This is a genomic window from Streptantibioticus ferralitis, from assembly GCF_029223525.1.
Lineage (GTDB): Bacteria > Actinomycetota > Actinomycetes > Streptomycetales > Streptomycetaceae > Streptantibioticus_A > Streptantibioticus_A ferralitis.
On the sequence record NZ_JARHTQ010000023.1, the window covers coordinates 33613 to 52381 of the forward strand.

The window sequence follows — 18769 nt, forward strand, 5'->3', positions numbered from 1 at the left end:
GGCTGCGGCCCGCCGGCCCGCGCGGCGCGATCGAAGGCGGCCGGGTGCGCCCGGCTACCCGCCGGCCGGTGTCCGGTGCGGTAGGCGAGCCGCCGGATCGGGTGGCGCGGTGCGCCAACCGCCGTCCGCACGCCGGTCCGCCGTGCGGCGGCGGTACCAACCGGTGAGTTCCTGGACGCCCGCGGCGCTGGTCACCGCCGCCAGCAGCAGGTAGAAGACGGCCAGTTTGTGCAGGTCGTCGAGGAAGTACCAGGTGGCCGCGGTAGCGCTGAACCAGAAGGCGACCACCGCGAAGGGGCCGCCGTCGCGGTTGCGGGCCGCGCTGACGAAGCAGACGGCGGCGGCCATCGCGAGCATCAGGGCGATGCTGACGTACGAACTGTCCCACCCGGTGTTCGCACGCCGTAGTTCGGAGTTGACCGAGACCGCCTCCGCCACCGGTCCCCAGGCGACGACGCAGGAGAGCCGGGGAGACACCGGCAGCGTGACCAGGCCCAACAGCCCGGCGAAGATGGCGACTTGACCGAAATGGTCGGTTTGCACAGCCGCGCCGCGGGCGCACAGGAAGGACAGCACACACCCCGCCAGCGCCAACGCCGCCGCGGTGGAGGGGCGTAGAGCCGCCCTGAGGCGGTGTCCGGCAGCGGCGGCCCGGGGTCGCACCTCGGCCGAGGCAGCCGGGACGGCCTCAGCGGCCGGGGGAGCCTGGACTGCCGAGGCGGCCGGGGCGTCCGAGGCGTCCAAGGCGTCCGAGGCGGCCGGGGCGGGCTGCGGCGGCGCGGCCGTTGCAGGTACGGGTGCCGCGGTGAGGGTGTCGGCCAGCGCGGCGCGCATGGCCGCCGCATCGGCGAAACGGTCCGCCGGGTCCTTGCACAGCGCGCGGGTGATCACCGCTTCCACCGCGGGAGGTATTTCGGCGCGCACCTGCGAAACGGGTACCGGCTCGGCGAACACATGCTGGTGCATCACGGCGAACGGCGAGTCCGCCCGGAACGGCGGTGCCCCGGTGAGCAGTTCGTACAGCAGGCACCCCATGGCGTACAGATCCGCCCGGTGATCGATCTCCGTCCCGCTGATCTGCTCGGGCGAGAGGTAGGCGGGTGTGCCGGGAGCGGCTCCACTGCCGGTGAGCCGGGTGGCGGCTTCGGTGAGCGCCTTGGCGATGCCGAAGTCGAGGACCTTCACCGCCGTCGGACCGGTGAGCATGATGTTCGACGGCTTGATGTCCCGGTGCACGATCCCGTGCTGATGGCTGTGCTGCAAGGCGTCCAGCACCTCGCACGCCAGGGTGATCGCCCGGGTGACCGGGAGCGGGCCGTCGCGCAGCGCCTCGGCCAGCGTGCTGCCCGCCACGTACTCCATGACCAGGAACGGCCGTGGGCCCTCCGCGTCCGGTTCCTCTCCGACGTCGTGGATGGTGGCCACCGCCGGATGGTTCAGCGCCGCCACCGCGTGCGCCTCGCGCTGGAACCGGGCGCGCGACTCGGCATGGTGCGCCAGCTCCGCGGACATCAGCTTGATGGCCACCGTGCGTCGCAGCCGGTGGTCCACCGCACGGTGGACCGAGCCCATGCCCCCGTGCCCCAGCCGCTCGACGAGCTCGTAGCGATCGCCGAGCATCGCGTCCCGCCCCACTTCGCCCCTCCTCGAACCGGCCGCTTTGCACGAAGCTTACGTTGCGCCTCGAACAGCACCCGCGGCTCGGGCACCGGTCCGGTGCGGACCGGACGCGATCGGGGCGGCGGCAGTCCGGTGGACGGTACGAAGACGGCACCGCCCCCGACCGGCGAAGCCGCGGTCGGGGGCGGTGGGTGGCCGCGGACGGCCGAGTCAACGGCGCGGGGTGCACTGGTAGAGCGTCTGCGCCGCGCCGGCCCCCTCCGCGCCGGGGCCGGGGAAGCCGGTGGTCGCGGACGCGGAGGACTGCGTGCCGCCGTAGGCCGAGGCCGGTACGGAGGTGCAGGCGGACTTGACCCAGTTGGTTATCCGGGTGGTGCTTGTCGCTGCGGCGTCGCCGTTGCCGAACATGGCGCCGATGCCCCGGCCGCCGCCCAGCAGCACGTACCGCAGCTTGCCGGAGTTCACCAGCTGCTGGAACTGGGTCGTGGTGGGGAACGGGACCTGCCCGGTGAAGCCGCCCAGCGGGAGTACGTCAACGCCCTTGGCGAGGATGTACGGCGACGCGTTGTTCCAGCTGGTGGTGGCGAACACGTACTGCGCCGAGCCCTGGTGCGCGGTCGTGTAGGCCAGCAACTTCTGCTGGTCCGAGGTCAGTTGGCCGTCTCCGAAGCCGCCCATGCCGCCGCCGCGCGTGCCGCCCTTGCCATGTGCGCCGCCCGCCGCGCCCCCGCCCGGCAGTTGACCCGTCCGGCCGGCCGTCAGCTTCGGCTGGCCGTGGCCGCCGCCGCGGTTCGTACCGGACGGACCGACCGCGCCCATACCGGAGCTGCCGTACGACGGGTTGAAGACCTGCATCGCCCAGGCACTCGGCGCGATCAGCACCGCGGCCAGCGACGCGGCCAGCCCCGCGAGGGCGAGCCGTCCGCCGGACCGGGCGCGGCCGGGGTGGGCCAGCGCCAGCACTACGACGGCGGCCACCCCGAGCACCCCCACCGCGGGCGCCAGCCAGGGCAGGAAGGTCGGGAACTGACTGGCGATGTACGCACCCCACGCGGCCGTCGCCGCGACCGCGCCGGGCAGCACCCACGCCCGACGGCCACCGGCGCGGTACGCGCGCCACAACAGGGTGATCCCGCCCCCGGCCAGCGCCGCGAGCGGCACCGCGATGACGCCCATGTAGTAGGTGTGGCCGCCGACACTGCCCGCGCTGAACACCAGGAAGTACGTGGTCAGCCAGGTGCCCCACAGGACGAACCCGATCCGGATCCTGTCCGTACGCGGCTTGCCCCGGCGCCACAGCAGGCCGCAGACGATGGCGATGGCGGCAAGCGGGTAGAGCCAGCCGGTCTGCGAGGCCAGCGACGAGCCGAACATCTTCGACCAGCCGTTCTGGTCGCCGCCGCCCCAGCCGCCGCCTGCGCGGGCCTGCTGGCTCCCGTGCCCGGCGGCCGACTGCTGCCCGGCGGCCTGCTGCGCGGAGCCGTAGGCACCGCCGTAGCCGCTCTGCGCGCCGTCCGTGCCGCCCTGGCGGTGGTGGGCTCCGGAGCCGTAGTGGCCCGCGCCCGCGTGCTTGCCGGTGTCCGTGTGCTGGCCGGTGCCGGATGCGCCCGGACCGGCCAGGCCGGGCGCGGTCGCACCGGACCCGCCGCCCGCGTTCTGGCCCGCGCCGGGGGCGTCGGACGCGGAGTGCTGGCCGCCGCCATGGCCTCCGCCGCCCTGTGTGGCGCTGATGCTTCCGGTGGCGGCGGCGCTGATGCCCAGCGACGAGAAGCGGTTCAGGAAGTTGTAGCCGACGACCATGCTGAACGCGGAGTTGTTCGTGGTGCCGTCCACGTAGGGCCGGTCCTTGGCCGGGGTGAGCGTGACGGCGAGCATCCAGGAGGCGGAGACGGCGGCCATCACCACCGCGGAGAGCCCGATGTGCGCCAGCCGCTTGCGCAGCGTGATCGGCGCCGAGATCAGATAGACCAGCGCGAGGGCGGGCAGCACCGCCCACGCCTCCAGCATCTTGGACTGGAAGCCGATGCCGACCCAGACCCCCGCCATCACCAGCGGGCGCAACCGGCCCGACTCCGCGGCGCGCTGGGTGGCCTCCGCCGCGAGCAGCACGCAGAGCGTGAACAGCGGGTCCTCCACCGCGGTACGGAACAGGCCCACCGCGACCGGCGTCAGCAGGAACGCCGCGCCGGCGATCAGCGCCGCGTTGACCCCCGCCCAGCGGCGGACCACCCGGTAAAGGACCAGGAGGCTCGCCACTCCCTCAATTACCTGAGGAAGAGTCAGCGCCCAGGGGTGAAATCCGAAGATGCGGGCCGAAATCGCTTGCGGCCACAGGAAGCCCGGCAATTTATCCAGTGTGATGGAATTCGCTGGGTCGAAGGAACCGTAGAAGAACGCCTTCCAGCTCTCGGTCATGCTGCGTGCGGCGTTCGCGTAGAACGTGTGGTACTGGCTGTGATCGATCCCCCACGCGTAGAGCACGGCGGCGAGCACGGTGATGACCAGCAGGGCCGGCCGCGCGTACGCGGGTTGGTCCACCGGCGATCTCCAGGGCGCGCGCCGGGCCGCGGCGGTGGGGACGGTCGGGTCGAGGACTGTTGTAGCCATGCGCCGCAGTCTTCGTCACCCGCGAGGGCCCCCCATACCAAAGCGGGCTCGTTCAAGGAACTTCTCATCAGCCCCAGGGCAAGCCTTTAACGGACCCGGTCCTTTCTTTAATCGGCGCGGTGCCGTTCATTACCCGCGCCGGGCGTTTGGGCGCGCCAAGGATATGCACAGCTCACACACAGGGAATTCATGGAACGGGTCAGCGTGCGGCCGCCGCCTTCACGGCCTCGTCGATCGGCACCGGGCCCTCTATCAGCTCCAGGGTCCGGCCCGCGGTGCCCGGTTCGTTGAGCAGGGCGGCCAGCACCGCCGCCACGTCGTCCCTCGGCACCGAGCCGTGTCCGGTCCGCTCGGCGAGCGTGACATGGCCGGTCCCCGGCTGGTCGGTGAGCGTTCCCGGGCGCAGCACCGTCCAGTCCAGGCCGGGCCGGGACCGTATGTCGTCGTCCGCGGCCGCCTTGGCCCGCAGGTACTCGGCGAAGACCGGGTCGGTGCCCGGTGGCGGCTCGCCGGTGGCGCCCATCGAGGAGACGATCAGGAAGCGGTGTACCCCGGCCCGCTCCGCCGCGTCGGCGAACAGCACGGCCGCCGCGCGGTCCACGGTCCGCTTGCGGGCCGCGCCGCTGCCCGGCCCGGCGCCCGCGGCGAAGACCGCGGCGTCGGCCCCGCGCAGATGGTTGGCCACCTCGTCGACCGTGGCCTTCTCCAGGTCGCAGACGATCGTATCGGCGCCGTTCGCGCGCAGGTCCTCGGCCTGGTCGGGATTGCGGATGATCCCGGCCGCGCTGTCCCCACGCGCGGCCAGCAGCCGCTCCAACCGCTGCGCGATCTTTCCGTGTCCACCCGCGATCACAATGCGCATACTGCCGACCGTACGCCGGGCCACTGACACTCGCCGCCGGAGCGGAAAACCGTACGCGGCGGCCCAGTTCAGGCCGGGGCGCCGCCGCTGCGCGACTGCCTGGGCAGGTCGAGCGCCGCGGTGGCCGCGCAGTCCGCGTACTCGCGAACGGCGCTGGTGCGCGAGACCACCCGGCCCCGGTGGATGACGATCCTGCTGTACCCGAGCGACAGCACCGCGTCGATCCGCTGCCCGCGCACCGCCAGCAACTCCGCCGGGAACCCCGCCTCCACCCGTACCTCGGGCAGCCCCAGTACCTCACGCGCCCGCCCGCTCACCGCGTCGTACCCCGCCTGCGCCGCGCACTCGCCGTACGAGGCGAGCAGGAACGCGGACTCCAGCGGATCGCCGCGGCCGACCGGATTGGCCGCGTCCCGCAACGCCCCGCTGCCCGCCGTGACCCGCACGCCCGCCGTACGCAACAGGTGCGCGACCCCCGGCGCGTAGCCGCCGGGCGCGCTGCCGCCGAGCGCCCCGCAACCGCCCTGCGGCAGGCAGGCCACCGCGACCCCGGCGGCGGCGAGCCGGGCCGCGGCCCGCTCGGCCGCCTCGCGGGGCAGTCCGGCGAGCCCGGTGCACGGTCCGATGGTCACCCCGGGCCGCAGCCCGCCCGCCATCGCCGCCAGTCGGGCCAGCCGGGCCGGATCGCCGCCCTCGGTGTGCAGATCGACCGGACAGCCGAACTCGGCGGCGACCCCGAGCACCGCCTCCACGTATCCGGTCGGATCCGGGTCCAGGTCCGGGCAGCCGCCGACCACGGCCGCGCCGGTCTTCACCGCGTCCCGCAGCACCGCGAGCCCGTCCGCGCCCGCCGCGCCGGTCAGCACCCGGGGCATCGCCACCGCGGTGAGCTCCACCAGGCCGCGCAGCGAGCGCCGGGCCGCCAGGACCGCCTCCAGGGCGCCCAGCCCGCGCAGATCGCCGATCCGTACATGGGTGCGCAGCGCGGTGGCGCCATGGCCGAGTTGCAGCAGCGCGGCCTCGGTGACCCGGCGCTGTACGTCCTCGAGTGCCTCGCTCGGCGGCCCCGGGCAGTCGGCGGTGAGGGCCGAGTCCAGATGTGCGTGCGGTTCGGCCGGGGCGGGGAGCAGCAGATAGCCGGCGAGGTCGACCCTGGCCCCGCCGGAGGTGTCGGGCGCGGCCAGGCTGCCCGCGGTACCGACGGCCTCGATCCGGCCGCCGCTCAGCCGTACGTCCACCACCCGCCCGTCGCCCAGCCGGGCGCCGCTCAGCAGCAGTGCGGGGGCGACGTCCACCGGAGCGTCGCCGAGGTCCGGCCTTCCCTGGTGCTGGGGTTGGTGTGGCTGCGACGGCACGCTTTCGGTCATCGCGCTCCTCGGTCCGGGGCGGCGGCGGGTCGGTACGCAAGATCACGCGGAGTAACTGCGCAAGATCGCGCAGCATGAGCCTATGGTCCGGGGCGCGACCGATCGCGCAGGAGAGGAATAGTCGTACCGGCGCTGTCGTACACATACGAGGTGCGTACGGGTACGGCGCTGGTGAGCGGGGTGCGGACGCCGTTCACCCGTGGGGCGTCCGTGTGCTCGCGGGACGTCGGTGACGGGGCGGGGACGGGCAGGCGGACGGCGGGTTGTGCGGGCTCGATACGGATTTCACGTATGGCGGCGGAGCGTGTAATGTCTTCCTCGCTCGCCCCAATAGCTCAGTCGGCAGAGCGTCTCCATGGTAAGGAGAAGGTCTACGGTTCGATTCCGTATTGGGGCTCTGATGTGATGGTTTTCCTCGCCTTCGGGCGAGGGGAACCGATCATCACAGCGGCGTAGCTCAGTCGGTAGAGCAAGCGGCTCATAATCGCTGTGTCACCGGTTCAAGTCCGGTCGCCGCTACTCCGTGTAGCCGATTGTGGGATCGGTCCTTCAATCGGCTACTCTTGCTGCGTTCATCCGTCTGTCCGTCAAGGAGCACTCACGTGGCTGCCACCGACGTCCGCCCGAAGATCACGCTGGCCTGCGTGGAGTGCAAGGAGCGGAACTACATCACCAAGAAGAACCGGCGTAACGACCCGGACCGTCTTGAGATGAAGAAGCACTGCCCGCGCTGCAACGCGCACACCGCGCACCGCGAGACGCGCTGATCAAGACACCACCGTAAGGCCGCCCCCATCCCAGGGGGGCGGCCTTACGGCGTTGGGCCGGTCCCGTATATTTCGCGCCGCCGGCCACGCCGGACCGCACACCGGAGCACTGGAGGTGCCGATGCCGCTCGACCCGTCCTTCGTCGGGCGTACGTACCCGCCCACCGAGTCCTACGAGGTGGGCCGGGAGAAGATCCGCGAGTTCGCCGACGCGGTGGGCGACGCCAACCCGGCGTACCACGACCCCGAGGCGGCCAAGGCGCTCGGGCACCCCGATGTGATCGCGCCGCCGACCTTCCCGTTCGCGCTCACTTACCGGGCCGCCGCCCAGGTGGTCAAGGACCCCGATCTCGGGTTGGACTTCAGCCGGGTCGTGCACGGCGACCAGAAGTTCGCCTACACCCGCCCGGTCCGGGCCGGCGACCGGCTCTCGGTGACCGTGACCATCGAAGCGATCAAGTCGATGGCGGGCAACGACTTCCTGACGGTGCGCGGCGAGGTGTACGCCGCGGACGGCGAGCACGTGGTGACGTCGCTGATGATGCTGGTCGTGCGGGCGGTCGAGGCGGAGTCCGATGCGGCGAAGGTGGGAGGCTGACGTGGTCGCGAGGGTGAACTACGACGAGGTCGAGGCCGGAACCGAACTGCCGCCGCTGACCATCCCGGTGACGCGCGGGACGCTGGTGCAGTACGCGGGCGCGTCCGGCGACTTCAACCCGATCCACTGGAACGAGAAGTTCGCCAAGGAGGTCGGGCTGCCGGACGTGATCGCGCACGGCATGTTCACCATGGCGTCGGCGGTCCGGGTGGTCACCGACTGGGTGGGCGACCCGGGTGCGCTGGTCGAGTACGGCGTGCGGTTCACCAAGCCGGTCGTGGTGCCGAACGATGACAAGGGCGCGCTGATCGAGGTCTCCGGCAAGGTCGCGGCCAAGCTGGACGACGCGGCGCGTACCGTGCGCGTCGATCTGACGGTGACCTCGGCGGGGCAGAAGGTGCTGGGGCAGTCGCGGGCCGTGGTGCGGCTCGCCTGAGCGGCGGGCCTGGTGCGGGGAGGGGCTGGGCCCTCCCCCGTGTCCGCTTGACGCGGTAGTTATTGATTACTAACTTAGTGGGTATGGTGGGCTCAGGAATCAGGATGTCGGCGCAGGAGCGGCGTGAGAGCGTCATCCGTGCTGCCGTCGTCGAGTTCGGGCGCACCGGCTACCACGGCACTTCGACCGAGGCGATCGCCCGCCGGGTGGGCGTCTCGCAGCCGTATCTGTTCCGTCTCTTCCCGGGAAAGCAGGCGCTGTTCCGGGCCGCGGCGGAGCGGTGCTTCGAGCGCATCGAGGCCGCCTTCGAGCGGGCGGCGGAGGGGCTCGAAGGGGAAGCCGTACTGGATGCGACGGGCAAGGTGTACGCCGAGCTCATCCGCGACCGCGATGTGCTGCTGCTGCAGATGCAGTTGTACGTGGTCGCGGCATCCGGCGAGGACCCGGAGCTGACCGCGTTCATCCAGCAGCGCTGGGTCGCGCTGTGGGACCTGGTCCGCGCCCGCGCCGGAGCGACCGGCGCGCAGATGGCGCACTGCTTCGGCCACGGCATGCTCATCAACACGCTCGTGTCGCTCGGCCTGCCCGCCGATCATCGCTGTTGGGACGGGCAGCTCGACGAGTGCAAGGTCGCTGCCGCTGAGCCCGTTGTGCGGGCCGGCTGACGGCGAACCGCGCCCTCCCTGCGGGGAGGGCTTTCTTGTAGGGCACAAACTTAGTGACCAATTACTAAACATCAGGGGGAACCCATGGAACAAACCGAACGCCCGACCAGAGCAACCGCCATCTGGGCGCTGATCGTCACCAGCGTCGCCGGATTCATGGCCGCGCTCGACAATCTCGTGGTCACCACGGCGCTGCCGTCCATCCGCAAGGATCTCGGCGGTGGGCTCAGCGACCTGGAGTGGACGGTGAGCGCCTACACGCTCACCTTCGCCGTGCTGCTGATGTTCGGCGCGGCGCTCGGCGACCGCTTCGGCCGCCGGCGAATGTTCGCCATCGGCCTCGGGGTGTTCACGGCCGCCTCCGCCGGGGCCGCGCTCGCGCCCGGCATGGCGGAGCTGATCGCGGCCCGGGCCGTGCAGGGCGTCGGCGCGGCGATGCTTCTGCCGCTCACCCTCACCCTGCTCTCGGCGGCCGTTCCGGCCGAGCGGCGCGGTACCGCCTTCGGCATCTGGGGCGCGGTCAACGGCCTCGCCGTGGCGACCGGCCCGCTGATCGGCGGCACCCTCACCGAGCACTTCTCCTGGCAGTGGATCTTCTGGCTGAATGTTCCGATCGGTCTGCTGTTGCTGCCGCTGGCCCTGCTGCGGCTGAACGAGAGCCGGGGGCCCAACCCGCGCCTCGACCTCCCCGGTACGGCGCTCGCCAGCGCGGGGCTGTTCGGCATCGTCTACGGGCTGGTGCGGAGTCAGCCTGACGGCTGGACCAGTGCGCCGGTTCTGACCGGTCTGATCGCCGGGCCGCTCGTGCTGGCCGCGTTCGTCTGGTACGAACTGCGGGCCGCGAACCCCATGCTGCCGATGCGGCTGTTCCGCAGCCGCGCTTTCAGCACCATCAACGTGGCGAGCCTGCTGATGTTCGTCGGGATGTTCGGATCGATCTTCCTGCTCAGCCAGTTCCTGCAGGGTGTGCAGGGGTACTCGCCGGTCGAGGCGGGCGTACGGATGCTGCCGTGGACCGGTATGCCGATGATCGTGGCGCCGCTTGCGGGGTTCGTCTCCGACCGGATCGGCGGACGGCCCGTCGTCGCCGTCGGACTGGCCCTGCAGGCCATCGGGTTGGCGCTGTTCGCGCTGGCCGCCGCCACGCATGTGTCGTACGCCACGTTGATACCGGCGCTTGTGGTGAGCGGTACGGGGATGGCGTTGTACTTCGCGCCGAGTTCCAACCTGGTGATGAGTAGTGTCCGGCCGGAGGAGCAGGGGATTGCCTCTGGGGCGAACAACGCGATGCGGGAGGTCGGCGGGTCGCTCGGGGTGGCGGTGCTGTCGTCGGTGTTCTCGGGGTGGGGTGGGTACGGGTCGGCGCAGGCGTTTGTGGACGGCCTGACGCCGGCGCTCTGGGTTGGGGCGGGGGCGGTTGCGGTGGCGGCGGTAGTCGTCGGGCTTCCGGCGCGCTTCGGGGGGCGTTCGGGGCGCTTGCCTTCCCGCCTGCCCGTTGCGGAGTTCGCTCGCGCTGGCGGTTCCGAGTAAGGCCTCGCCCCCGCTGCGGGCCGGTGGCCATCACGATTCGCAGGGGGTGCGATTCCTTTGGCCCTCTTCCCCCTCGGGTTCGTATCCCCACCCACTCAGCCGCAAGCGCAGTCGACGGCGGAAGGGGGCGGGCCGGGGTGTCCCCGCAGCGACCCCGCGACGCACCGCAACTGTGCAGTGATAGCCGGAGTGAGGAGACACCCCGGACCGCCCCCGCCCCCATGGCCGCCGCGCGCAACGGCAAGATGCGGGCACCGGCAATGGGGGGTGGGTGGGAAATCTCCGTGCCCGGAACCGCAACCGGGCCGGAGGCCGCCTCGCGCAGCGGCGAGATTGCGGGCACCGGCAATGGGGGGAAGGCCAGGAAGACCGACCCCCTAGTGTGGGGGGGTGCAGGAAACCCATGACGCCCCCCTGGCCCCCCTCACCACGTTCCGGCTCGGCGGCCCCGCCGCCCGCCTGGTGACGGCAACCACCGACGAAGAGGTCATCGAGACGGTCCGCGCAGCGGACGACTCCGGGACGCCGTTGCTGCTGATCGGCGGCGGCAGCAACCTCGTCATCGGCGACGGCGGCTTCGACGGCGTCGCCCTGCGCATCGCCACCCGGGGCCTGGCCCTGAGCGGCGTGGAGCTCGAACTCGCCGCGGGCGAGAACTGGTCCGACGCGGTGGCCCGCACCGTCGAGGCGGGCCTCGCCGGTGTCGAGTGTCTGACCGGGATCCCCGGCTCCGCGGGTGCCACGCCCATCCAGAACGTCGGCGCGTACGGCCAGGAGGTCTCCTCGACGATCACCGAGGTGATCGCGTATGACCGGACCGCTCGGGAGACCGTGACCCTGGCCAACGAGGACTGCGGCTTCGGCTACCGGTACAGCCGTTTCAAGGCCGACCCGCAGCGCTACGTCGTGCTGCGGGTGCGCTACCGGCTGGAGGACGCGGGCGGCCTGTCCGCGCCGATCCGGTACGCCGAGGTGGCCGGCGACCTCGGGGTCGCCCAGGGCGAGCGGGCCGCCGTGGAGGCGGCCCGCGACGTGGTGCTGAAGCTGCGCACGGGCAAGGGCATGGTGCTGGACCCGGAGGACCACGACACATGGTCGGCCGGGTCGTTCTTCACCAATCCGATCCTTGACCAGGCACAGTACGAGGAGTTCGTCGACCGGGTCCGCGCCCGCCTCGGTGACGGTGTGCAGGCGCCCGCCTACCGTGACGGCGACGGCAGAACGAAGACCTCGGCCGCCTGGCTGATCGACAAGGCCGGGTTCACCAAGGGATACGGCACCGGACCGGCCCGTATCTCCAGCAAGCACACGCTCGCGCTCACCAACCGCGGAACCGCCAGCACCGAGGACCTGATGGCGCTGGCTCGTGAGGTCAGGGACGGGGTGCACACCGCGTTCGGTGTGACGCTCGTCAATGAACCCGTTATGGTCGGCGTCCGTCTTTAGATGTCGGGCGGCTATCGGCAGCCCGCCGGAGAATGCCCCGGTAACCGTAAGCGGAACGCTCATGAGATTCTCATCGCAACGCCAGCAGGCGGGCAGATGGGGAGGACGAGACACGTGCGGAACGCGGGTACGGCCGCCAGCGCGGCCCAGGACGCGGCACATATCGGCCGGATCGGCCTCGGGCCGGTGCGGTGGCACCACATACTGTTGACGCTGTGGACGGCGTGTTGGTTCTTCGTGGCCAGCCGCCATGGCGGAGTTTCCTGGCACTACCTGAAGACCGGTGAGGAACTGCTCTTCGGCCAGATCGGCGGTGGCGGCCTCGCGCTGTACGCCAACCATCCGGATCTGCAGATCGGTCCGGTCAGCTTCCTGGTCGCCGGGCTGTTCTCACCGTTCCCGCCCGGAGTGGGCGAGAAGCTCGCCGAGGCCGCCATGTCCGGGCTCGGCCTGTGGATGCTGGTTCTCATAGGTCGCGCCGCCGCCGACCACTACCTGGGTACCGGAACCAACCACAAGCGCCTGCAGCAGCGCGTGCTGATCGCCGGGGCCGCGTTCATCCCGATGTGGGTCGAGGTCTCGGTGCGCTTCGCCCATCTCGACGACGTGATGGCGCTGTTCTTCACCACGCTCGCGGTGCGTGCCCTGGTGCGTGGCCAGGCCACCATGACGGGTGTCTTCCTCGCCCTCGCCTGTGACTCCAAGCCCTGGGCGGTGGCGTTCCTGCCGCTGCTGCTGGCGCTGCCGAAGAACGCCCGGCTGCGCTCGGCCCTCTGGACGGTCGGGCTGGTGGCGGTCGCCTGGCTGCCGTTCTACCTCGGCAACATGCACACGTTGGCCGCCGCGCACTTCACCATCCCCAACCAGCCCGCCTCGTCGCTGCGCTGGTTCGGCGCCAACGATCCGGTCACCCCGTGGTGGGACCGGCCCGCGCAGATGGCGCTGGGCCTCGGGCTGGGCGCGCTGGCGGTGCGCAGGGGGCGCTGGACCGCCGTGGTGCTGCTGGCGGCCGACGCGCGGATCGTGCTCGACCCGAGCGTGTACACGTACTACAACGCCTCGGTGCTGCTCGGCACGCTCATCTGGGACGCCATCGGCCAGCGCCGCCTGGTGCCGTGGGTGAGCTGGATCGCGCTGATCTCGCTGTACGGCAGCGTGCTGATCGTGCCGTCGGACTCCACACGGGGGCTGATCAGGCTCGCCTTCGCGGTCGGCTCGGCGGCGTACGTGCTGTTCTGGCCGATGCGCGGCCCCCGGAACCGGCGCGGCGCCAGAGTCCGGGAGGCCACCGTGCCGCAGCAGCGCGGCCCCGTCGACGACCCGTTGTACGCCAACCCGGCGGGCTAGGACGCCAGCCACTCCTTGATCCCGGCCAGCAGCCGTTCCTGTGTCTGCCGCGGCGCCCGCGAGCCGCGTACCGACTGGCTCGCCAGGTCTGCCAGTTCCTCGTCGGTGAAGCCGTGTACGTCGCGGGCGAGTTGGTACTGGGCGGCCAGCCGGGAGCCGAACAGCAGTGGGTCGTCCGCGCCCAGCGCCAGCGGCACTCCGGCCTCGTACAGCGTCCGCAGCGGTACGTCCTGCGGCTTCTCGTAGACGCCCAGGGCCACGTTGGACGAAGGGCACACCTCGCAGGTGACCTGCCGTTCGGCCAGTTTCGCCAGCAGCCGGGGATCCTCGGCCGCCCGCACACCGTGGCCGATCCGCTCGGCGCGCAGGTCGTCCAGGCAGTCCCGCACGCTGTGCGGCCCGGACAACTCGCCGCCGTGCGGCGCCGCCAGCAGCCCGCCGTCCCGTGCGATGGCGAAGGCGCGGTCGAAGTCCCTTGCCAGGCCGCGCCGTTCGTCGTTGGACAACCCGAAGCCCACCACTCCGCGGTCCGCGTACCGCACGGCGAGACGGGCCAGCGTGCGGGCGTCCAGCGGGTGCTTCGTACGGTTGGCGGCGACCAGTACCGCGATGCCCAGCCCGGTCTCGCGCGAGGCGGTCTCCACCGCGTCCAAGATGACCTCCAGCGCGGGGATCAGACCGCCGAGGCGGGGGGCGTACGAGGTGGGGTCGACCTGGATCTCCAGCCAACCGGAGCCGTCCCGTACGTCCTCTTCCGCGGTCTCGCGGACCAGCCGCTGGATGTCCTCGGGGCTGCGCAGCACCGACCGCGCGATGTCGTACAGCCGCTGGAAGCGGAACCAGCCGCGCTCGTCGGTGGCGTGCAGCCGGGGCGGCTCCGCCGAGGTCAGCGCCTCCGGGAGGTGGACTCCGTACTTGTCGGCGAGCTCCAGCAGGGTGCTCGGCCGCATCGAGCCGGTGAAGTGCAGGTGCAGGTGTGCTTTGGGGAGCTGTTTTACGTCGCGCGCCATCCCAAGATCCTGCCGTAACGGCTCCCCCCAGGGGAACGGTTTCAGCGATTTCGGGGGCTTCGCCCCTGCCCCCCTTGGGCTTCGCTCCTGACTCTCATGGGCTTGGCCTGGACCGCTTTGGCGGTTCGCCCCGGGGCCGTGACGTGCGAAACGGGCCCCCGGGTCTTCCCGGGGGCCCGCTCGTCGGGGGGGTCAGTCGCGGGCTTCGCCCAGCAGCTTCTGCATGCGGGAGACGCCCTCGGCCAGGTCCTCGTCGCCCAGGGCGTAGGACAGCCGCAGGTAGCCGGGGGTGCCGAAGGCCTCGCCGGGGACCACGGCGACCTCGGCCTCGTCCAGGATCAGCGCGGCCAGCTCCACCGAGGTCTGCGGGCGCTTGCCGCGGATCTCCTTGCCGAGCAGCGCCTTGACCGACGGGTACGCGTAGAAGGCGCCCTCCGGCTCGGGGCAGACGACGCCGTTGATCTCGTTGAGCATCCGCACCATGGTGCGGCGGCGGCGGTCGAACGCCTCGCGCATCATCGCGACCGCTTCCAGGTCGCCGGAGACCGCGGCCAGCGCCGCGACCTGTGCGACGTTGGACACGTTCGAGGTGGCGTGCGACTGCAGGTTGGTCGCCGCCTTGACGACGTCCTTCGGGCCGACGAGCCAGCCGACCCGCCAGCCGGTCATCGCGTAGGTCTTGGCGACACCGTTGACCACGATGCACTTGTCCCGCAGCTCGGGGACGACCACCGGGAGCGACGAGAACTGCGCGTCCCCGTACACCAGGTGCTCGTAGATCTCGTCGGTCAGGACCCACAGGCCCTTCTCCGCGGCCCAGCGGCCGATCTCCTCGACCTGCTCGCGGGGGTAGACCGCGCCGGTCGGGTTCGACGGCGAGACGAAGAGCAGCACCTTGGTGTTGGGCGTCAGGGCCGCTTCGAGCTGCTCGACGGAGACGCGGTAGCCGGTGGTCTCGTCGGCCACGACCTCCACCGGCACGCCACCGGCCAGCCGGATCGACTCGGGGTAGGTGGTCCAGTACGGCGCCGGGACGATCACCTCGTCGCCCGGGTCGAGGATCGCGGCGAAGGCCTCGTAGATCGCCTGCTTGCCGCCGTTGGTCACCAGCACCTGGGAGGCGTCGACCTCGTAGCCGGAGTCGCGCAGGGTCTTGGCGGCGATGGCCTGCTTGAGCTCGGGGAGCCCGCCGGCCGGGCTGTAGCGGTGGTACTTGGGGTCGTGGCAGGCCTTGGCCGCCGCCTCGACGATGTAGTCGGGCGTCGGAAAGTCCGGCTCGCCCGCGCCGAAGCCGATGACCGGGCGTCCGGCGGCCTTGAGCGCCTTCGCCTTGGCGTCCACGGCGAGGGTCGCGGACTCGGAGATCGCGCCGATGCGGGCCGAGACCCGTCGGTCGGTGGGAGACGTTTCGGGGGAGGTAGCTGCGGTCATGACTGCCATCGTCGCAGACCGGCCCACGGGGTGGCACGGTGGTTTCGGATGGCCTCGTCAACTCGAGTGCCACTGGTGCCGCCGGCGGCCGGAACGACCCGCTCGGCCTTGCTCGTTCGACGGCTGGGCCTTGAACACGTACACTCATGCCTCGTGGCCTTCGGCGACAGCCCCGGACTGCGCACTCTGTGCGGCGGTTCGGGTGCGGTACGTTGGGGGAACCAAAGGGTCGTAGCTCAATTGGTAGAGCACTGGTCTCCAAAACCAGCGGTTGGGGGTTCAAGTCCCTCCGGCCCTGCTACACGCATCACCACCAGGGTGCGTGCACACGTACGTACGTAATAACGCACCTGGCCGGGCCGGACGCGGCACCGGCCATGACCCGGATTCAGGTGAGGACGAGTGACGGAAGCCATTGGCTCCACCGCGACGCCTGAAAGTGGTCGCCCTGCGGACGCCACAGAAGGCGCTCTGGACTCGCAGACCAAGAAGAAGCGTGGCGGCAAGCGCGGCAAGAAGGGTCCCTTCGCGCGCATGGGCCTGTTCTACCGCCAGGTGATCGCCGAACTACGCAAGGTCGTCTGGCCCAATCGCAGTGACCTGATGTCGTACACCACCGTGGTGATCGTCTTCGTTGCTGTGATGATCGGCATCGTGACTGTGATTGACTGGGGATTTACCGAGCTCGTGAAGTACGTCTTCGGTTAACAACCCCCGCGGAGGGCGCCCGAGCGGGGCGCCCGTTCGCATGTTCAACCCCTTGAAGTCAGGAAGAAGCAGCCATCGTGTCTGACCCGAACCTGTACGACGCCGATGAGACCGCAGCGGCGGCGAAGGCCGACGTTGACGCTGCCGTTTCGGCCGAGGTCGAGGGCGACGACACCGAACGCGAGATCGTCGAGGCGGTCGACGAGACCGACGAGCTCGACGCCGAGGACGCGGAAGCCGGTGTGCCCGCCGAAGAGGCCGCGCTGCGCGAGGTAGCTGACGAGGAGCTCTCCGAAGCGGCGTCCGAGACCGCCGAGGAGCCGGTCGACCCGGTCGCCGCGTTCCGTGAGGAGCTCCGCAGCCAGCCCGGCGAGTGGTACGTGATCCACACCTACGCCGGCTACGAGAACCGCGTGAAGTCCAACCTGGAGCAGCGCGCAGTCTCGCTGAACGTTGAGGACTACATCTACCAGGCCGAGGTGCCGCAGGAAGAGGTCGTCCAGATCAAGAACGGCGACCGCCGTACCGTGAAGCAGAACAAGCTCCCCGGTTACGTGCTGGTCCGCATGGATCTGACCAACGAGTCCTGGGGCGTCGTCCGCAACACTCCCGGTGTCACCGGCTTCGTCGGCAACGCCTACGACCCGTACCCGCTGACCCTGGACGAGGTCGTCAAGATGCTCGCGCCGGAGGTCGAGGAGCAGGCGGCCGCGACCGCCGAGGGCGGCGAGGCCGTGCCGAGGAAGAAGGTCGAGGTCCAGGTGCTGGACTTCGAGGTCGGCGACTCGGTGACGGTGACCGACGGTCCGTTCGCGACCCTGCAGGCGACGATCAACGAGATCAACGCCGACTCGAAGAAGGTCAAGGGCCTGGTCGAGATCTTCGGGCGGGAGACCCCGGTCGAGCTGTCCTTCGACCAGATCCAGAAGAACTGAGGGAAGGTGTGCCGGGGGTTCGGCCCCCACACTCCTTGGGGCCCGGGGCTTAGCCCAGGGCCCCAATTTTCTGTTTTGCCGCGCTACCCGTTATCGTGGGTCGGTATGCCTGCCAGCAGGCAGAAATACTCTCGACTCAGGACCCGGAGAGAGCAATGCCTCCCAAGAAGAAGAAGGTCACGGGCCTTATCAAGCTCCAGATCCAGGCTGGTGCCGCCAACCCGGCTCCGCCGGTCGGCCCGGCGCTGGGTCAGCACGGCGTCAACATCATGGAGTTCTGCAAGGCCTACAACGCCGCGACCGAGTCGCAGCGTGGCATGGTCGTGCCGGTGGAGATCACGGTCTACGAGGACCGTTCCTTCACCTTCGTCACCAAGACCCCGCCGGCCGCCAAGCTGATCCTGAAGGCCGCGGGCGTGGAGAAGGGCTCCGGCGAGCCGCACAAGACCAAGGTCGCGAAGATCACCCGCGCCCAGGTCCGCGACATCGCCACCACCAAGATGCCCGACCTGAACGCCAACGACCTGGACGCCGCCGAGAAGATCATCGCCGGCACCGCCCGTTCGATGGGCGTGACGGTCGAGGGCTGACCTCGGTCTTCGTAGCACCACGTGGGAGGGCCACGCGCTGGCCCATGACCACGACTCCAAATCTTTCACGTAGGAGCAGCAGTGAAGCGCAGCAAGAACCTCCGCGCTGCGGACGCCAAGATCGACCGGGAGCGGCTGTACGCCCCGCTTGAGGCCGTCCGTCTCGCCAAGGAGACCTCCGCCACCAAGTTCGACTCGACCGTCGAGGTCGCCATGCGTCTGGGCGTTGACCCGCGCAAGGCCGACCAGATGGTCCGCGGCACCGTGAACCTTCCGCACGGCACCGGTAAGACCGCCCGGGTCCTGGTCTTCGCGACCGGTGACCGTGCTGCGGCCGCGGAAGCCGCTGGCGCCGACATCGTCGGCTCCGACGAACTGATCGACGAGGTCGCCAAGGGTCGCCTGGACTTCGACGCCGTCGTCGCCACTCCGGACCTGATGGGCAAGGTCGGCCGCCTGGGCCGGGTGCTCGGTCCGCGTGGTCTGATGCCGAACCCGAAGACCGGCACCGTGACGCCGGACGTGGCCAAGGCCGTGACCGACATCAAGGGCGGAAAGATCGAGTTCCGCGTCGACAAGCACTCGAACCTGCACTTCATCATCGGCAAGTCGTCGTTCGGTGAGCAGCAGCTGGTCGAGAACTACGCGGCGGCGCTGGAGGAGATCCTCCGTCTGAAGCCGTCGGCCGCCAAGGGTCGTTACATCAAGAAGGCCGCCATCAGCACCACGATGGGCCCCGGTGTTCCGGTCGACCCGAACCGCACCCGTAACCTCCTCGTCGAGGAGGACCCGGCCGCCGTCTGATCAACGGCTGGCCGTTCCGGGCCCCCGGTCTCCCGCTTCGCCGCGG

Annotated in this window: 17 protein-coding genes and 3 tRNA genes; 14 read left to right on the forward strand and 6 right to left on the reverse strand. The window is 70.7% G+C overall.

The annotated features are described in order from the left end of the window. Positions 1 to 54: 54 nt before the first annotated feature. The 4 genes from P2L57_RS28225 to P2L57_RS28240 all read right to left on the reverse strand — a co-directional run bounded on the left by P2L57_RS28225 (position 55) and on the right by P2L57_RS28240 (position 6456). Positions 55 to 1635: a protein kinase domain-containing protein gene (locus P2L57_RS28225; protein ID WP_275819066.1), complete on the reverse strand. Its 1581-nt coding sequence runs from the start codon at positions 1633 to 1635 to the stop codon at positions 55 to 57. A gap of 195 nt (positions 1636 to 1830) precedes the next feature. Further along, positions 1831 to 4227, reverse strand: coding sequence for an ArnT family glycosyltransferase (locus P2L57_RS28230; RefSeq protein ID WP_275819068.1), 2397 nt, complete (start codon positions 4225 to 4227; stop codon positions 1831 to 1833). A gap of 199 nt (positions 4228 to 4426) precedes the next feature. After that, the gene (locus tag P2L57_RS28235) at positions 4427 to 5089 is read right to left on the reverse strand and encodes an NAD(P)H-binding protein (RefSeq protein ID WP_275819070.1); all 663 of its coding nucleotides are present in this window, start codon (positions 5087 to 5089) and stop codon (positions 4427 to 4429) included. Between the two features lie 68 nt (positions 5090 to 5157). Beyond that, a complete protein-coding gene (locus P2L57_RS28240; RefSeq protein ID WP_275819072.1) occupies positions 5158 to 6456 on the reverse strand; it encodes an amidohydrolase family protein in 1299 nt (432 codons plus the stop codon). Positions 6457 to 6780: 324 nt separating this feature from the next. On the opposite strand from P2L57_RS28240, the gene P2L57_RS28245 reads away from it, so the two are divergent. From P2L57_RS28245 to P2L57_RS28285, 9 genes are all read left to right on the forward strand, one after another. Continuing rightward, a tRNA-Thr gene (locus P2L57_RS28245) sits at positions 6781 to 6853 on the forward strand. 49 nt (positions 6854 to 6902) lie between these two features. Continuing rightward, positions 6903 to 6975: transfer RNA gene (locus tag P2L57_RS28250), tRNA-Met, on the forward strand. An 83-nt stretch (positions 6976 to 7058) separates the two neighbouring features. Continuing rightward, entirely contained in the window at positions 7059 to 7223 is a 165-nt protein-coding gene (gene rpmG, locus P2L57_RS28255; protein ID WP_004571794.1) for a 50S ribosomal protein L33, read from the forward strand. A 121-nt stretch (positions 7224 to 7344) separates the two neighbouring features. Beyond that, complete coding sequence (locus P2L57_RS28260; protein ID WP_275819074.1) at positions 7345 to 7821, forward strand: MaoC family dehydratase N-terminal domain-containing protein; 477 nt, start codon at positions 7345 to 7347, stop codon at positions 7819 to 7821. Then, positions 7799 to 8257, forward strand: a complete 459-nt coding sequence (locus P2L57_RS28265; protein ID WP_303656782.1) for a MaoC family dehydratase — start codon at positions 7799 to 7801, stop codon at positions 8255 to 8257. The genes P2L57_RS28260 and P2L57_RS28265 overlap by 23 nt, the downstream gene beginning before the upstream one ends. A 104-nt stretch (positions 8258 to 8361) precedes the next feature. Continuing rightward, positions 8362 to 8922 (forward strand): TetR/AcrR family transcriptional regulator, encoded by a 561-nt coding sequence (locus P2L57_RS28270; protein WP_275819078.1) that lies wholly within the window; start codon positions 8362 to 8364, stop codon positions 8920 to 8922. Between the two features lie 84 nt (positions 8923 to 9006). Continuing rightward, positions 9007 to 10452 (forward strand): MFS transporter, encoded by a 1446-nt coding sequence (locus tag P2L57_RS28275; protein WP_275819080.1) that lies wholly within the window; start codon positions 9007 to 9009, stop codon positions 10450 to 10452. A 390-nt stretch (positions 10453 to 10842) separates the two neighbouring features. Continuing rightward, complete coding sequence (locus P2L57_RS28280; protein ID WP_275819082.1) at positions 10843 to 11898, forward strand: UDP-N-acetylmuramate dehydrogenase; 1056 nt, start codon at positions 10843 to 10845, stop codon at positions 11896 to 11898. A 114-nt stretch (positions 11899 to 12012) separates the two neighbouring features. Then, positions 12013 to 13245, forward strand: coding sequence for a hypothetical protein (locus P2L57_RS28285; RefSeq protein WP_275819084.1), 1233 nt, complete (start codon positions 12013 to 12015; stop codon positions 13243 to 13245). Here P2L57_RS28285 and P2L57_RS28290 read toward each other — a convergent pair. After that, positions 13242 to 14255, reverse strand: coding sequence for an adenosine deaminase (locus tag P2L57_RS28290; RefSeq protein WP_275819086.1), 1014 nt, complete (start codon positions 14253 to 14255; stop codon positions 13242 to 13244). The genes P2L57_RS28285 and P2L57_RS28290 overlap by 4 nt on opposite strands. Positions 14256 to 14447: 192 nt before the next feature. Then, complete coding sequence (locus P2L57_RS28295) at positions 14448 to 15686, reverse strand: pyridoxal phosphate-dependent aminotransferase (RefSeq protein ID WP_275819089.1); 1239 nt, start codon at positions 15684 to 15686, stop codon at positions 14448 to 14450. Positions 15687 to 15911: 225 nt separating this feature from the next. On the opposite strand from P2L57_RS28295, the gene P2L57_RS28300 reads away from it, so the two are divergent. The 5 genes from P2L57_RS28300 (at position 15912) to rplA (ending at position 18723) form a co-directional block, all read left to right on the forward strand. Beyond that, positions 15912 to 15984: transfer RNA gene (locus P2L57_RS28300), tRNA-Trp, on the forward strand. Between the two features lie 104 nt (positions 15985 to 16088). After that, the gene (gene secE, locus P2L57_RS28305) at positions 16089 to 16394 is read left to right on the forward strand and encodes a preprotein translocase subunit SecE (protein WP_275819091.1); all 306 of its coding nucleotides are present in this window, start codon (positions 16089 to 16091) and stop codon (positions 16392 to 16394) included. Positions 16395 to 16471: 77 nt separating this feature from the next. After that, the gene (gene nusG, locus P2L57_RS28310) at positions 16472 to 17329 is read left to right on the forward strand and encodes a transcription termination/antitermination protein NusG (RefSeq protein ID WP_275819093.1); all 858 of its coding nucleotides are present in this window, start codon (positions 16472 to 16474) and stop codon (positions 17327 to 17329) included. 155 nt (positions 17330 to 17484) lie between these two features. Then, complete coding sequence (gene rplK / locus P2L57_RS28315) at positions 17485 to 17919, forward strand: 50S ribosomal protein L11 (protein WP_275819095.1); 435 nt, start codon at positions 17485 to 17487, stop codon at positions 17917 to 17919. A gap of 81 nt (positions 17920 to 18000) precedes the next feature. Continuing rightward, positions 18001 to 18723 (forward strand): 50S ribosomal protein L1, encoded by a 723-nt coding sequence (rplA, locus tag P2L57_RS28320; protein ID WP_275819097.1) that lies wholly within the window; start codon positions 18001 to 18003, stop codon positions 18721 to 18723. The last annotated feature ends 46 nt before the right edge of the window (positions 18724 to 18769 follow it).